The organism is Amycolatopsis sp. NPDC033938 (assembly GCF_055575975.1).
Map to the genome: position 1 here is coordinate 61,530 of NZ_JBVIRO010000008.1, position 14,202 is coordinate 75,731.

General features: G+C 68.5%; 12 protein-coding genes. 6 read left to right on the forward strand and 6 right to left on the reverse strand.

Annotated elements, in window-relative coordinates:
* Positions 1 to 137 precede the first annotated feature (137 nt).
* Both greA and ACZ5ZX_RS21265 read right to left on the reverse strand, forming a co-directional pair.
* On the reverse strand, positions 138 to 638 hold the full coding sequence (gene greA / locus ACZ5ZX_RS21260) for a transcription elongation factor GreA (RefSeq protein WP_016337198.1): 501 nt from the start codon (positions 636 to 638) through the stop codon (positions 138 to 140).
* 199 nt (positions 639 to 837) lie between these two features.
* A complete protein-coding gene (locus ACZ5ZX_RS21265; protein ID WP_465503722.1) occupies positions 838 to 1,293 on the reverse strand; it encodes a DUF4307 domain-containing protein in 456 nt (151 codons plus the stop codon).
* Positions 1,294 to 1,438: 145 nt separating this feature from the next.
* Here ACZ5ZX_RS21265 and mca point away from each other — a divergent pair, with 145 nt between their 5' ends.
* Both mca and ACZ5ZX_RS21275 read left to right on the forward strand, forming a co-directional pair.
* Positions 1,439 to 2,338, forward strand: a complete 900-nt coding sequence (gene mca, locus ACZ5ZX_RS21270) for a mycothiol conjugate amidase Mca (RefSeq protein WP_465503723.1) — start codon at positions 1,439 to 1,441, stop codon at positions 2,336 to 2,338.
* Between the two features lie 35 nt (positions 2,339 to 2,373).
* Positions 2,374 to 2,715, forward strand: a complete 342-nt coding sequence (locus ACZ5ZX_RS21275; RefSeq protein WP_465503724.1) for a hypothetical protein — start codon at positions 2,374 to 2,376, stop codon at positions 2,713 to 2,715.
* 71 nt (positions 2,716 to 2,786) lie between these two features.
* Here the strand turns inward: ACZ5ZX_RS21275 and ACZ5ZX_RS21280 are convergent, their stop codons facing one another.
* Together ACZ5ZX_RS21280 and ACZ5ZX_RS21285 are read right to left on the reverse strand one after the other, a co-directional pair.
* On the reverse strand, positions 2,787 to 5,279 hold the full coding sequence (locus tag ACZ5ZX_RS21280) for a polynucleotide kinase-phosphatase (RefSeq protein WP_465503725.1): 2,493 nt from the start codon (positions 5,277 to 5,279) through the stop codon (positions 2,787 to 2,789).
* The gene (locus ACZ5ZX_RS21285; protein WP_465503726.1) at positions 5,276 to 6,643 is read right to left on the reverse strand and encodes a 3' terminal RNA ribose 2'-O-methyltransferase Hen1; all 1,368 of its coding nucleotides are present in this window, start codon (positions 6,641 to 6,643) and stop codon (positions 5,276 to 5,278) included. The genes ACZ5ZX_RS21280 and ACZ5ZX_RS21285 overlap by 4 nt, the downstream gene beginning before the upstream one ends.
* 64 nt (positions 6,644 to 6,707) lie before the next feature.
* On the opposite strand from ACZ5ZX_RS21285, the gene ACZ5ZX_RS21290 reads away from it, so the two are divergent.
* Entirely contained in the window at positions 6,708 to 8,714 is a 2,007-nt protein-coding gene (locus ACZ5ZX_RS21290) for a thioredoxin domain-containing protein (protein ID WP_465503727.1), read from the forward strand.
* 99 nt (positions 8,715 to 8,813) lie between these two features.
* Here ACZ5ZX_RS21290 and ACZ5ZX_RS21295 read toward each other — a convergent pair whose 3' ends face one another.
* Positions 8,814 to 9,335: a hypothetical protein gene (locus tag ACZ5ZX_RS21295; RefSeq protein ID WP_465503728.1), complete on the reverse strand. Its 522-nt coding sequence runs from the start codon at positions 9,333 to 9,335 to the stop codon at positions 8,814 to 8,816.
* 182 nt (positions 9,336 to 9,517) lie between these two features.
* Between ACZ5ZX_RS21295 and ACZ5ZX_RS21300 the strand changes: the two genes are divergently transcribed.
* The 3 genes from ACZ5ZX_RS21300 (at position 9,518) to ACZ5ZX_RS21310 (ending at position 13,473) form a co-directional block, all read left to right on the forward strand.
* Positions 9,518 to 10,078, forward strand: coding sequence for a hypothetical protein (locus ACZ5ZX_RS21300; protein WP_465503933.1), 561 nt, complete (start codon positions 9,518 to 9,520; stop codon positions 10,076 to 10,078).
* A 69-nt stretch (positions 10,079 to 10,147) separates the two neighbouring features.
* Positions 10,148 to 11,521: a glycoside hydrolase family 28 protein gene (locus tag ACZ5ZX_RS21305; RefSeq protein ID WP_465503729.1), complete on the forward strand. Its 1,374-nt coding sequence runs from the start codon at positions 10,148 to 10,150 to the stop codon at positions 11,519 to 11,521.
* Positions 11,522 to 11,586: 65 nt separating this feature from the next.
* Positions 11,587 to 13,473: an acyl-CoA dehydrogenase family protein gene (locus tag ACZ5ZX_RS21310; protein WP_465503730.1), complete on the forward strand. Its 1,887-nt coding sequence runs from the start codon at positions 11,587 to 11,589 to the stop codon at positions 13,471 to 13,473.
* On the opposite strand, the gene ACZ5ZX_RS21315 is transcribed toward ACZ5ZX_RS21310, so the two are convergent.
* On the reverse strand, positions 13,430 to 14,176 hold the full coding sequence (locus ACZ5ZX_RS21315) for a potassium channel family protein (RefSeq protein ID WP_465503731.1): 747 nt from the start codon (positions 14,174 to 14,176) through the stop codon (positions 13,430 to 13,432). The genes ACZ5ZX_RS21310 and ACZ5ZX_RS21315 overlap by 44 nt on opposite strands.
* Positions 14,177 to 14,202: the final 26 nt, after the last annotated feature.

Below are 14,202 nucleotides of genomic sequence, written 5' to 3' on the forward strand. Positions count from 1 at the left end.
TGTGTCGGGCGCGGACGAGAACTCGCCGAAGAGGCGCCTGTCCGCAGTCGGCTCGCGCTACGTGCGGAGGCGCCTCTTCATCGAGTTTCCGGGCCTTCGGCCGCAAGCGGCGCGCGCCGCTTGGGAAGACCGGCGGTTCACTTACCGGTGTAGGGCACGGCCTTGACGAGGGTCACTTTCTGGATGCTGCCGTTGGGCAGCTCGTACTCGCGGGTCTCGCCCTCTTTGGCGCCGAGCAGCGCCTTGCCGAGCGGGGACTCCGGCGAGTAGACGTCCAGGTCACCCTCGGTGCCCTCTTCGCGGGTCGCCAAGAGGAAGTTCTCGTCTTCGTCGTCACCGTCGTAGCGCACGGTGAGGACCTTGCCCGGTCCCGCGCTGCCATCGTTGGCGGGCGGCTCGCCCACCTTGGCCGAGCGGAGGAGCTCCTGGAGGTGGCGGATGCGGGCCTCGTGCTGGCCCTGCTCTTCGCGGGCGGCGTGGTAGCCGCCGTTCTCCTTGAGGTCGCCCTCTTCCCGGCTATCGTTGATCTTCGCGGCGATGACCGGGCGGAGCTCGATGTAGTGGTCGAGTTCCTGCTTGAGCCTGTCGTAGGCATCCTGGGTCAGCCAGGTCACCTTTGTGTCGCTCACGGTCACCATCTCCTAGTAGGGCCTGCCAGGCTTGGGTGTACAAGCCGGCCACCAGGCCGACATGGCGCGCCGGTCTGGCTGAGATAAAGGAAAAACACGGCCCGTCTTGGGCCGTGCCGGTAGATCAGAGTAACACGGCGCGAGGCATCGCCGCCGGTCTAATTCGGTCGCGCCTCGGCGTTGGGCGCCCGTTTCACCCCGTTGGCCGCTATGGCCTTGACAGGTACCGTGGTACGTCGTATGAGCACCCGAAGATATCAGCCGTGACCGGCCTTCCGATGCTCTTGATGGTGGTAGTCACCCGGCTGTTCTTCGAACCAGGCTGAATCAGGACCTCTTTACGGCCGCTTTCCGCTCCGGCCTTGTCACGGACGCGGACGACGCACACTCCCGGACGGTTCACGTCGTCCCTGGTCACGTTGATGGTGATCTCCATCGCGTCGTCCGACACCTCTTTGAACGCGACGCGTTCGCCCTCGATGGGCGCGCTGCCGAAGTTCAGGTACGCGACGTAGGCGATACCGCCGCTGACCAGCAGCGCGATCACGCCGAACACCAGGCGCCGCCAGCGGGCGGGCCGCGCGTCGCGGGTCTTGCCGTACCGGCCTTCCGGCAGGTCCGTCCGGGTGCTTTCCGCGCTGGGAGCATCCTGTCCCGTGCTCAACCCGGGCCTCCCGGTTGGTGTCGTCGTGCTCGCAGGGACAATGGAGCCGTATGCGAGTGGTTCCCCTCGAGTATCCGCGTCCCGCCGCGCGGGCCGTCAGGCAGGGTCGCAGGGGAATACGGAACGAGAAGGGGACGTTCGGAGCATGGTGCTAGCCGAGGAACCGCCGAAGTCACGCCTCCGCCTGATGGCGGTGCACGCGCACCCTGACGACGAGTCGAGCAAGGGCGCCGCCACGCTGGCCAGGTACGCCGCCGAAGGGCACGAGGTCATGGTCGTGACCTGTACCGGTGGTGAAGCGGGCAGTGTGCTGAACCCGGCGATGGACCGTCCCGAAGTCGTGGCCAACATGACCGAGATCCGCCGGGAGGAGATGGCTCGCGCGGCCAAGATCCTCGGGGTGAGTCACGTCTGGCTCGGCTTCATCGACTCGGGACTCCCCGAAGGCGACCCGCTGCCCCCGGTCCCGGAGGGTTCGTTCGCGGTCATCCCGCTGGAAGAGTCCACCGGTGCGCTGGTGAAGGTCATCCGCGACTTCCGTCCGCACGTGATCGTCACCTACGACGAGAACGGCGGCTACCCGCACCCCGACCACATCCGCACGCACGAGATCTCGGTCGCGGCCTTCGACGCCGCCGGCGAGGCGGAGAGCTACCCGGACGCGGGCGAGCCGTGGCAGCCGTTGAAGCTGTACTACGTGCACGGCTTCTCGCGCGCCAGGATGACGACCTTCCACGAGGCGCTGCTCGCGCGCGGCCTGGAGTCGCCGTACGAGGAGTGGCTGAAGTCGTGGGATCCGGAGAAGGCCGACGTCATGGAGCGGGTGACCACCCGCGTCGAATGCGGCGACTACTTCGAGCAGCGTGACGAGGCCCTCAAGGCGCACGCCACCCAGATCGACCCGAACAGCCGCTGGTTCGCCGTCCCGCGCGACCTGCAGCGCGAGGTCTGGCCGACCGAGGAGTACGAGCTGGTCCGCTCACTGGTGGACAGCACCCTGCCGGAGGACGATCTGTTCGCCGGTGTGAAGGAGAAGGTGGGCTGAATGCACGCCGACGTAATTTTTCCCGCGGAGGCGTAATGAGCACAGTCTCGGTGCCGGCGTTCGCCGTCGTTCCAGTGACGGCGGCGTCGCAGTTCCTGGCACAACAGCCCGGCAACGGCGACAACGGCGGCCAGGGTGAGGACTTCGGCAAGTCCTCGCCGGTGGGGTTCCTGATCCTCATCCTGTTCCTGATCGCTGTCGCGCTGCTGGTGCGGTCGATGACCAAGCACCTGAAGCGGCTTCCGGAGAGCTTCGACGAACCCGCCGCTTCTTCGGAGTCTCCCGCTTCTGCTGAAGAGACGCCTGCTGACGACGAGGCGAAGGCCGCCGAGGAACCCGTCGCCAAAGCGGAGAAACCGACCGCCAAGTCCGACTGAGCGTGAGATGAACGGGACTTTCATTGCAAATTTCGCAATGAAAGTCCCGTTCATCTCACAGCTGAAGCGGGTCAGAGGCGCGGATCGACCGGATCCGACTCCAACGCCAGTACGGCGAACACGCACTCGTGCACCCGCCACAGCGGTTCCCCGCGCGTCAGCCGCTCCAGTGCCTCCAGTCCCAGCGCGTATTCACGCAGCGCCAGCGCCCGCTTCCGGTTCAGGCCGCGCTTGCGAAGCCGTTCGAGGTTCTCCGGCAGCGTGTAGTCGGGCCCGTAGATGATCCGCAGGTACTCCCGCCCGCGCACCTTCACCCCCGGCTGCACCAGCCCGCGCGTGCCGCGGGTCAGGTTCGCCGCCGGTTTGACGACCATGCCCTCGCCGCCCGCGCCGGTCAGCTCCAGCCACCATGCGACGCCGCGCGCCACCGACGCCGGGTCGGTGGTGTCGACGGCGAGGGTCCGTGTGCGCGTGAACAGGTCGCCGGTGAGCCGGTCCAGCAGCGAGAGGTGCCACTCGTGCGGCCGGTCGTGGTACGACCGGCCCTCCGACGCCAGTACCTGGAACGGCGCGAGGCGGACGCCGTCGAGGCCGTCGGTCGGCCAGCAGTAACGCCGGTACGCCCGCCGGTAGGCGTCCACAGTGGACTCTCGGACCCGCGTCCTGGTCAGCAGCTCCGACACGTCGACCCCGCGACCGGCTGCGGCGTCCAGTGAAGCGACGGCGGCGGGCAGCACGGCCTGAGCCGCCGCGCCGACAGCCGCGTACTGGCTCGAGATCAGTGAGCCCGCCTTCGCGCTCCACGGCAGCAGCTCCGCGTCGAGCAGCAGCCAGCCGGTGTCCAGTTCCTCGAACAGCTCTGACGCCGCTTCGCGCACACCGCTGAGCAGCCGCGCGTTCTGCTCGGGCGTGAAGAACGGCCGACCGGTGCGCGTGTACACCGCGCCGGAACCCCGGATCCCGAACCGGGCGGGAGCCACGTCCTCGTCACGGCACACGAGCACGACCGCGCGTGAGCCCATGTGCTTCTCTTCGCAGACCACGGATTGCACACCCGCCGCACGGAACTCCGCGAAAGCCTCTTCGGGGTGTTCGAGGTAACCGTCCAACGCGGATGTCGAACACGGCGCCATGGTCGGCGGCAGGTACGGCAGCCAGCGCGGGTCGACGGCGAACCGGCTCATCACTTCAAGGGCCGCCGCCGACTGTTCGGCGGAAACCCCGACCCGGCCGTGGTGATGCGTCTGGACGATCCGCTTCCCGGTGACGTCGCCCAATTCCAGAACCGCGGGTTCGCGTCCGCCCAGCGGCCGCTCCGGTTGAAGCGGACGCGCCGGCTCGTACCAGACCTTCTTCGCCTTGACGGAGACGACTTCCCGCTCCGGGTAACGCAAAGCGGTCAGCTTCCCGCCGAAGACACAGCCCGTGTCGAGACACATCGTCCCGTTGACCCACTCCGGTTCCAACGTCGGCGTGTGTCCATAGAGGACCATCGCGGTGCCGCGGTAGTCGCGAGCCCAGGGCAGCCGCACCGGCAAGCCGTATTCGTCCGTCTCGCCGGTGGTGTCGCCGTAGAGGGCGGTGCTCCGCACCCGGCCGGACGCGCGCCCGTGGTACTTCTCGGGCAGGCCGGCGTGCGCGACGACGAGCTTGCCGCCGTCGAGGACGTAGTGCGCGATGAGCCCTTCGCAGAAGGCTTGCGCCTTCGCGCGGAAATCCTCGTCCTGCGCGGAAAGCTGCTCCAGTGACTCCGCGAGCCCGTGCGTCACCTGGACCTTGCGCCCGTTCAGCGCGCGGACCAGTTTCTGTTCGTGGTTCCCGCAGACGACCAGCGCGCTGCCCGCCTCCGCCATCGCCATCACGCGGCGCAGCACGCCCGGCGTGTCAGGGCCGCGGTCGACGAGGTCGCCGACGAAGACCGCGGTGCGGCCTTCGGGATGCACGCCGTCGACGTAACCCAGTTCGGTGAGCAGTTCCTCCAGTTCCTCGCGGCAGCCGTGGACGTCGCCGATGACGTCGAACGGCCCGGTCAGCTCGCGCCGGTCATTCCGCAGTGGCTCGACGACGATCTCCGCTTCGGCGATCTCGGCTTCGCTCCGCAACACGTGGACACGGCGGAAACCCTCACGCTCCAACGACTTCAGCGACCTATGCAGTTCGCCGCGCTGACGGCGGATCACGTGCTCGCCGAAGTCGCGGTCCGGCCGGGACTCGTTGCGTTCCTGGCAGACCTTCGCCGGCAGGTCCAGCACGATCGCCGTCGGCAGGACGTCGTACTCCTTCGCCAGCTTCAGCAGGCTCGCCCGCGATGCGCGCTGGACGTTCGTCGCGTCGACAACGGTGACCCGGCCCGCTTCGAGCCGCTTCGCCGCGACGTAGTGGAGCACGTCGAACGCGGCGGCTGACGCGCTTTGGTCGTTCTCGTCGTCGGCAACCAGGCCGCGGAAGTAGTCGCTGGAGAGCACCTGCGTCGGCGCGAAATGCGTCCGCGCGAAGGTCGATTTGCCGGAGCCGGAGGCCCCGACGAGCACGACGAGGGACATGTCGGGAATGGTCAGCTTCATGCCACGGCCTCCTTTCGAGACGTGAAGACCGCCATTTGGGTCGGCGGTCCTGATTCTTGGGACTCGGGTCCTACCGGCAGGTGCCGGACGTCGTAGCCGTATCGCTCCGCGACGCTTCCGGCCCATGAGCGGAACTGCTCACGGGTCCATTCGAAACGGTGGTCGGCATGCCGGAACCGGCCCTCTTCGAGGAATTCGAAGTGCCGGTTGTACTCGGCGTTCGGCGTGGTGACGAGTACGGTCCGCGGTGCGGCGACGCCGAACACGGCGTGCTCCAGCGCGGGCAGGCGTTCCTCGTCGACGTGCTCGATCACCTCCATCAGCACCGCCGCGTCGTATCCGGCCAAGGACGGATCGGCGTAGGTGAGCGCGGACTGCCGCAGCGTCACCCGTGATTTGTCCTTCAGCCGCTTCTCCGCGATGTCGAGCGCGCTCGCCGACACGTCGACGCCGACGATCTCCGTGAACGACGGGTCCTTCTGGAGTACGCGCAGCAGGGCGCCGCCTCCGCAGCCGAGGTCGAGTACCCGCCGCGCGCCCGCCGCCCTCAGCGCCGCGAGTACGCTCCCGTGCCGCTGGACGGCCAGCGGTTCTGGCCGGTCCGGCAGCTCGGTGACCAGTGCTTCGGCCTCGGCGGGCACGTCGTCGTCTTCGGCGAGGCGATCGAGCGCGTACGAGACGATCGGGCGCCGCCGTTCGAGGTAGCGGTTGGTGATCAGGTCCCGTTCCGGATGTCCCGCGAGCCACCCTTCGCCGGCGCGCAGCAACTTGTCGGCCTCGTCCTGGCCGACCCAATAGTGCTTGTCACCGTCGAGCGCGGGCAGCAGGACGTACAGATGCCGCAACGCGTCGACGACCCGCTGGATCCCGGTCAGCCGGAGATCGACGTAGCGGGAATCACCCCACTGAGGGAATTCGGGGTCGAGCGGGATGGCCTTCGTTTCGACCCGCCAACCGAGCGGTTCGAACAGCTTGTGGACGACTTCGGCGCCGCCGCGCGCGGTCAGCGAAGGCACCCGGATCTCCAGGGGAAATGCCTCGTCGACCAGCTCCGGCCGGTTCGCGCACCGGCCGGCGAGCGCCGTGGTGAAGACCGCCCGCAGTGCCACCGCCAGGTACGAGCCGCCCGCGTACGGCCGGTCGTTGACGTACTGGGTCAACGACGTCCCGCCGCCGCGCACGAGGTCGATCGGGTCGATCTCGACCAGCAGCGCGACCGTGCAGCGGTCACCCGACGCTTCCGGGTAGAAGACGTGCGCCATCCCGGCCGAAAGCGTGAACGACTGCGCCTTCTCCGGATGCTTGTGCAGGAGAAAGCCCAGGTCGGTGGCGGGCGGGCGGGTGGTCGTCATGGTCAGCAACACCGCGCCAGTGTCGCGCAGAAGGCCGCCTGAGCGCGCCCGCTTTTCCGCGTGCGACCCTGGAGCCATGTCGAATCGCCTGAAGGCCGCGACCAGCCCGTACCTGCTGCAGCACGCCGAGAACCCGGTGGACTGGTGGCCGTGGGGAGAAGAGGCGCTGGCCGAGGCGAAGCGGCGGAACGTCCCGATCCTGCTTTCCGTCGGTTACGCGGCCTGCCACTGGTGTCATGTGATGGCGCACGAGTCCTTCGAGGACGAGGCCACCGCGACGCTGATGAACGCGAACTTCGTCAACATCAAGGTGGACCGGGAAGAGCGCCCGGACATCGACGCGGTGTACATGACCGCCACCCAGGCGATGACCGGCCAGGGCGGTTGGCCGATGACGTGTTTCCTGACTCCAGAGGGCGAGCCGTTCCACTGCGGCACCTACTATCCGCCGTCGCCGCGGCCGGGAATGCCGTCGTTCTCCCAGTTGCTCGTCGCGGTCTCCGAAGCCTGGGCCGAGCGCCCGGAGGAGCTGCGTTCCGGCGCCCGGCAGATCATCGCCCATCTCACGGAGAAGACGGGTCCGCTGCCGGAGTCCGTTGTGGACGGTGCCGCGCTGGACGCCGCGGTCGCCTCGCTGAGCGGGGACTACGACGCCGAGAACGGTGGTTTCGGTGGCGCGCCGAAGTTCCCGCCGACGATGACGCTGACCTTCCTGCTCCGCCACCATGAACGCACCGGCTCCGATCTTTCGATGGTCGAGCACACGGCCGAAGCGATGGCGCTGGGTGGCCTCAACGACCAGCTCGCGGGCGGGTTCGCGCGTTATTCGGTCGACGCTCGCTGGGAAGTGCCGCATTTCGAGAAGATGTTGTACGACAACGGGTTGCTCCTGCGCTTCTACGATCGGTTCCACGGCTTGACCGGACTCGACTACGCGCGGCGGACGGTCGAGGAGACCGCGGAGTTCCTGCTGCGAGACCTCGGGACGGCCGAAGGCGGGTTCGCCGCGTCGCTCGACGCCGACACGAACGGCGTCGAGGGGCTCACCTACGTCTGGACACCCGCGCAGCTCACCGAGGTGCTCGGCGAGGAAGATGGTGCTTGGGCGGCGGAGCTGTTCCAGGTGACCGAGCGGGGCAACTTCGAGCACGGCGCGTCGACGCTGCGGATGCGTGAGCCGCACCCCGAAGACTCCGAACGCTACGAGCGGGTCCGCCGGGCGTTGCTGGCCGCCCGCGACGGACGTCCCCAGCCCGCCCGCGACGACAAGGTCATCGCCGCCTGGAACGGGCTCGCGATCGGGGCGCTCGCCAAGGCCGGTGCCCGGCTGAATCGTCCACAATGGATCGAAGCGGCCGCACGGGCGGCGGCTTTCCTGATGGACACCCATTTCGTGGACGGGCGGCTGCGCCGGACCTCACGCGACGGCGTCGTCGGCACGACCGCCGGGGTGCTGGAGGACTACTCCTGCCTCGCCGAAGGATTGCTCGAACTCCACCAGGCGACCGGTGAGCCGCGCTGGCTGGCCGACGCGATCACGTTGCTGGACCTCGCCTTGGCGCATTTCGGCGTCCCGGACTCGCCAGGGGCCTACTACGACACGGCCGACGACGCGGAAGTCCTCGTGCAGCGGCCTTCCGACCCGGCCGACAACGCGAGCCCCTCGGGGGCCTCGGCGCTGGCGAGCGCGCTGCTGACCGCTTCCGTACTGGCCGGGCACGACCAGGTCGGCCGGTACCGCGAGGCGGCCGAGCGGGCGCTGGCGCGTGCGGGACGGCTCGCCGCCCACGCGCCGCGCTTCGCCGGGCATTGGCTGTCCGTCGCCGAAGCCGCGGCATCCGGGCCGGTCCAGGTGGCCGTGGCCGGACCGGATGCCGCTTCGCGTGCGGAGCTGCTGGCCGCGGCTGTCGCGTCGCTGCCGGACGGGGCCGTCGTGGTCGCCGGGGTCCCGGACGCCGACGGCGTGCCGCTGCTGGCCGACCGCCCGCTGGTGGACGGCTCGGCCGCCGCGTACGTATGCCGCGGGTACGTGTGCGAGCGTCCGGTCACGACGGCCGAGGAACTGCGGTCCCAGATCAGCTGACGTGTGAAGGGCGCTTTCCCCGCATCACATGCGGGGAAAGCGCCCTTCGTCGCATGCGATGCGAGGAAAGGCCCCTTCAGCCAAGCGGTCGGTGGGCGGTCACCAGTCCCACGCCATAGGGCCGAAGGCGCCGCCGCCGGTCTGCGGTGCCCCGACCGGCTTCACCGCGACCTGCGGCTTCGGCTTCGGCTTTGCCGTAGTGGACTTCGCAGGCTTCTGCGGTTTCGTGGTCGGAGGTTTCGTGGACGTCGGCGGCTTCGTGGTCGGTGGCGTCCCGATGATGGTGAAGGTGCGGGAAGTCTTCCTGCCGTCCGAGCAGGTGAACGTCGCCGTGTACTTGCCCGGCGTCTTGCCGACCTTGCCGTAGCCGGCGGCCTTCCCCCAGTTGCCGCCGATCGTCCACTGAAGCGGTGCCGCGAACCCTGGTGACGTCACCGGGGTCGCCGGTCCGCAACCGCCCATCGCGGCCCTCGTCTCGGCGTAGATCTGCCCGCCGGGTTCGACTTCGGTCGGAGCCAAGCCCCAGGACACGTCCTCGGTCTCCGTCGCCGCCGCCGGTGCGATCACGGCGAGCTGGGCCGCTCCGACGATGAGCGCGCCGATCATGGCCTTCTTCAGCATGAGGTTCCCCTTTTCCGTCAACTGCTGGTGGGGATACGTCCGCGCAGGTCATCTGGTTGCCTCGGGTTTCGCCGGGCGAGAACACGAGTGTGTGTCGGCGATTGCAGGCGTAGCGTCGGTAGCGTTGTAATCATGTAATCGCGGAGGCGAGCATGGACACCTACGTCAGGACGGCGAGGCATATGGGACGCGGTGGATGGAAAGGCCGGGGCGGCTGGCAGCAGGCGGAGATCCCGTCGGCGGACGACGCGGCCGCGTGGTTCGGCGGGCGGCTTCCCGACGGCTGGTTCGTCGGTGACCCCGAGGTCACGGTGGATCGCGAGGAGATCGTCATCGTCGGCGAGCTCCAGCCCCTCACCGGCGAATACGCCGACGACGCCGCCCGCGCGGCGGCCGAGGACGGCCGGATCAGCCGGTTCCGTGAGGAGACCCGCGACGAGCGCATCGAGATCGCGCGCCAGGCGGAGCACCGGTATCAGCGCAAGGTCGCCTGGGGCGCGAGCCTCGGCGGCACGAGGCACCTGTTCACCACGCATTCGGCGCCGGTGATGACCAGGCTGCGGCAGCCCGAACGCCTGGTACTCGACACCCTCGTCGACGCGGGCGTCGCGCGATCGCGATCGGAGGCACTGGCCTGGGCGGTCCGGTTGGTCGGGGAGCACGCGGACGCCTGGCTCGCCGAACTCCGGGAAGCGATGACGAAGGTCGACGATCTCCGCTCACAGGGACCGGACCTTTCCTGAGGCCGGTGTTCGCCCTACAGTCACAGATTCCGCCGTCTTGACCGAAGTCCTCTCGCGAAAGAAGGCGTCATGGACGGCAGAATCACCCGGCGGCGGTTGATCGTGGGCGGTCTGGCGGTGGCGGCGAGCCCCTTGCTCGCGCCCACCGCCTCAGCGGCCCCGTACGCGGTCTCGGTCCCCGTGCTTCCCTGGCCCGCGGCCAACGACATCGTCGCGCGGACGAAGCTCCCGGTCTTCCCGGACCGGACGTACTCAGTCGTCGATTTCGGCGCGAAGGGCGACGGGAAGACCGACAACACCACCGCGATCAAGAAGGCGATCCACGCGGCCAACGCGCACGGCGGCGGTCACGTCGTCGTGCCGAAGGGCACCTTCGTCACCGGTGCCGTGTACCTCAAGAGCAACGTGGACCTCCACCTCGCCGCGGGCGCGGTGCTCAAGTTCGGTTCCGACGCCTCGAAGTTCCCGAACGTGCTCACCCGCTACGAGGGCATCGAGTGCGTCAACCGGTCGCCGATGATCTACGCCCGAGGGGAGTCGAACATCGCGTTGACCGGTCCCGGCACACTCGACGCGATCGACACGGCGTCGTGGAACAAAGGCAAGGACCGCGATTACCTGGAATCGTTGGTGGCCAAGGGAATCCCGCCGGAGAAGCGGATCGTTCCCGGTTCCGGGCACGCCCTGCGATCGGCGTTCGTCGAGCCGTACGCGTGCGACACGGTACTCATCCAGGGTGTCACGTTGAAGAACCCGGTGTTCTGGCAGCTGCATCCCACGCTGTGCCGGAACGTCACGATCGACGGCGTCAAGACGGATCCGAACCCGGCCCACTCCAACACCGACGCGTGCGACCCGGAATCCTGCGACCACGTGGTGATCGTGAACAGCGTCCTCGGCGCCCACGACGACAACATCGCGCTCAAATCCGGCCGCGACGCGGACGGGCGCAGGATCGACGTGCCGTGTCAGAACATCGTCGTCGCGGACTGCGTGATGAACGGCAACTGGGGCGCGATCACCTGCGGCAGTGAGCAGACCGGCGGCATCCGCGACGTCTACGCGTACCGGCTCACGGTCACCGGAGAGACGAAGTACGCGCTGTACGTCAAGTCGAACACCCTGCGCGGCGGCTTCACCGAGAACATCAATCTCGCGAGGGTTTCGGGCACGTTCGCGCGCTCGATCGTGTACGTCCTCCCGGATTACAACGGGCAGACCGGCTCGTACGTCCCCAGGTTCGGGCCCTTCACGATCAGCGACTCGTCCAGTACGAAGTGCGGGCGAGCGGCCTTCGACGTCAGAGGGTTGCCCAATTCACACGTCCGGGGTTTGAGGGTGAGTGATTGCCGCTTCGATGGCGTCGCGAACACGAAGAACACCCTGGAACACGTCGACGACCTGCGGTTCGAGAACACCACGATCAACGGCCGCCCGGTCTGATTCGTCCTGCGCTCCCCGATGCGGTGCGGCAGGCTGAACGCAGACCGCACCGCATCGGAGGAATCGTGGACACACCAGGACTTCCCGCGAAGATCGACCCGGACGCGCTGACCACCGTCCTCGATGGACGGTGGGCGGAACTCCGCCGCGCGGTGCGGGCACAGATGGCGGCGGAGGACTTCAAAGACCCCGTCGACCTCGACGTCGAAGCGCATCGCGCACAGGTCCTCGAATGGCTGCGCCTGCTCGCCCGTACCGACCGGCCGGGACTCGGTTTCGACCCGGCGTACGGCGGTGGCGGCGACGTCGGCGGCTCGGTGATGTCGTTCGAGATGCTGGGGTTCGGCGACCTTTCGCTGATGGTCAAGGCCGGGGTCCAATGGGGCCTGTTCGGCGGCGCGGTGCAGCTGCTCGGCACCGAACGTCACCACGAGCGTTATCTGCGCAAGATCAAGGATCTGGAGCTGCTCGGCTGCTTCGCGATGACCGAGCACGGGCACGGCTCGGACGTCCAGCACCTGCGCACCACGGCGACCTACGATCCGGCCACCCGTGAATTCGTCGTGCACACGCCGGATCGCGGCGCGACGAAGGAGTACATCGGCAACGCCGCCCGCGACGGCGAAGTCGCGGTGGTGTTCGCGCAGCTGATCACCGGCGGTGAATCGCGCGGCGTGCACGCGTTCGTGGTGCCGATCCGCGGCGACAAGGCGCGGGGTGTCGAGATCGAGGACTGCGGCCGCAAGGCCGGGCTCAACGGCGTCGACAACGGGCGGCTCACCTTCGATCAGGTGAGGGTTCCGCGCGAGGCGCTGCTCAACCGCTTCGGTGACGTCGCCGAGGACGGGACGTACACGAGCCCGATCGAAAGCGACGGCCGCCGGTTCTTCACCATGCTCGGCACCCTCATCCGCGGCCGGGTCAGTGTCGCGGGCAGCGCCGGCAGTGCGACGAAACGCGCGTTGACGCTGGCCATCCGCTACGGCGAACAACGGCGGCAGTTCGCGAGGCCCGAAGGCGAGGAGGTCGTGATCCTCGACTACCGCGCCCACCAGCGGAAACTGCTGCCCGCGCTGGCGACGTCGTACGCGTTGCACTTCGCGCAGGAAGCGCTCGTCGCGAAGCTGCACGACATCGCCGAAGACGCGCCGGAGGAGGAACAGCGGGAGCTGGAATCGCGCGCGGCCGGGATCAAGGCCGTCTCGACCTGGCACGCGACGGCCACCATCCAGGCCGCCCGCGAGGCGTGCGGCGGCTCCGGCTACCTGTCCGAGAACCTGCTCGCGGGGCTGAAGGCCGACACGGACGTCTTCACCACCTTCGAGGGCGACAACACCGTGCTGCTGCAGCTGGTCGCGAAAGGCCTTCTGACCAGCTACAAGGACCACTTCGAGGACCTGAGCCCGCTCGCCACCGCGCGATTCGTGGCCGAGCAGTTCGTCGAGGCGGTGATCGAACGGACGGCCGCGCGGAAGGTCGTCGAGCGGCTCACCGAAGCCGACGACGGCGACGTGCTGTATTCACGCGAGTGGCACCTGAAGCTGTTCGAAGACCGCGAAGAGCACGTGCTCGGCGGCGTCGCACAGAGGCTTCGGAAGGCTGCTTCGGACCCCTTCGGCGTCTTCAACGACGCTCAAGACCACGTCCTGCGCGCCGGGCGCGTACACGTCGATCGGGTGGTCCTGGAAGCGTTCGTCGACGCCATCGCACGGTGTGCCGACGCGGAAGCGCGCGAACTGCTGGAACGGGTCTGCGATCTCTACGCGCTGGCGAACATCGAGGCGGACCGTGGCTGGTTCCTCGAACACGGCCGCCTGACCTCCGGGCGCTCGAAGGCCGTCACCGCGGCGGTGAACGCGCTGTGCGCCGACCTGCGCCCGCACGCGCGGACCCTCGTGGACGCCTTCGCTATCCCCGAGCAGTACCTAGCGGCTCCGATGCTGCGGGACTGAGTCCGGCCCGCTGCTCGGCGAGCTCGGCCCGCAACGCCTTGACTTCGCGGGTCAGCTCGTCGAGATGCTCGCGGGTCACGGCCTGCGCGTTCTCGTCGGCCTCGGTCACCCGGCGGATCAGCCACGACGCCAGCGTCGCGGTGACCACGCCGAGCAGGGCGATCCCGGCCAGCATCAACCCGACCGCGACGACACGGCCGGTACCGCTGATGGGATAACGGTCGCCGTAGCCGACCGTGGTGATGGTCGTGATCGACCACCACACCGCGTCGGGGAAGTCGGTGATCGGCGCGTCCGGTGTGGCGCGTTCGGCGTCGAGTACGGCGAGCGCCGAACAGAACACGATGAGCGCCGTCGCGCCCACCGTGTAGACCACGACGCGGCCGCGCAGCGACAGGCCGGCGTTGCGGTTGAGGACGTTGAGCACCGTGACCAGCCGGAGCAGCCGCAACTGCCGGATCAGCGGGAGCACGATGATCAGCAGGTCGAAGATGTTGTTCTTCAGGAACTCACGCTTGTCGCCCGCGTGCTTCAGCCGGACACCGTAGTCCAGGGCGAAGACCGCCCAGGCGAGCCAGGTGACGACCTCGAACCAGAGCCGTCCGGTGTCCCCGATCGAGGGTTGGAGGATCGGCCACGCGTAGGCGGCCAGGAACAGTACGGCGGCGGCGTTGAGCGGCCACTCCATCCGCTTTTCCCACATCGGGCGTCTCCTCACCTGGCCTTTTC

What these genes read in the sequence shown, in the direction of transcription:
- greA (WP_016337198.1), bottom strand. Translation starts at nt 638, where the DNA reads ATGGTGACCGTGAGCGACACAAAGGTGACCTGGCTGACCCAGGATGCC.
- mca (WP_465503723.1), top strand. Translation starts at nt 1,439, where the DNA reads ATGGTGCTAGCCGAGGAACCGCCGAAGTCACGCCTCCGCCTGATGGCG.
- ACZ5ZX_RS21275 (WP_465503724.1), top strand. Translation starts at nt 2,374, where the DNA reads ATGAGCACAGTCTCGGTGCCGGCGTTCGCCGTCGTTCCAGTGACGGCG.
- ACZ5ZX_RS21280 (WP_465503725.1), bottom strand. Translation starts at nt 5,279, where the DNA reads ATGAAGCTGACCATTCCCGACATGTCCCTCGTCGTGCTCGTCGGGGCC.
- ACZ5ZX_RS21290 (WP_465503727.1), top strand. Translation starts at nt 6,708, where the DNA reads ATGTCGAATCGCCTGAAGGCCGCGACCAGCCCGTACCTGCTGCAGCAC.
- ACZ5ZX_RS21295 (WP_465503728.1), bottom strand. Translation starts at nt 9,335, where the DNA reads ATGCTGAAGAAGGCCATGATCGGCGCGCTCATCGTCGGAGCGGCCCAG.
- ACZ5ZX_RS21300 (WP_465503933.1), top strand. Translation starts at nt 9,518, where the DNA reads ATGGGACGCGGTGGATGGAAAGGCCGGGGCGGCTGGCAGCAGGCGGAG.
- ACZ5ZX_RS21305 (WP_465503729.1), top strand. Translation starts at nt 10,148, where the DNA reads ATGGACGGCAGAATCACCCGGCGGCGGTTGATCGTGGGCGGTCTGGCG.
- ACZ5ZX_RS21315 (WP_465503731.1), bottom strand. Translation starts at nt 14,176, where the DNA reads ATGTGGGAAAAGCGGATGGAGTGGCCGCTCAACGCCGCCGCCGTACTG.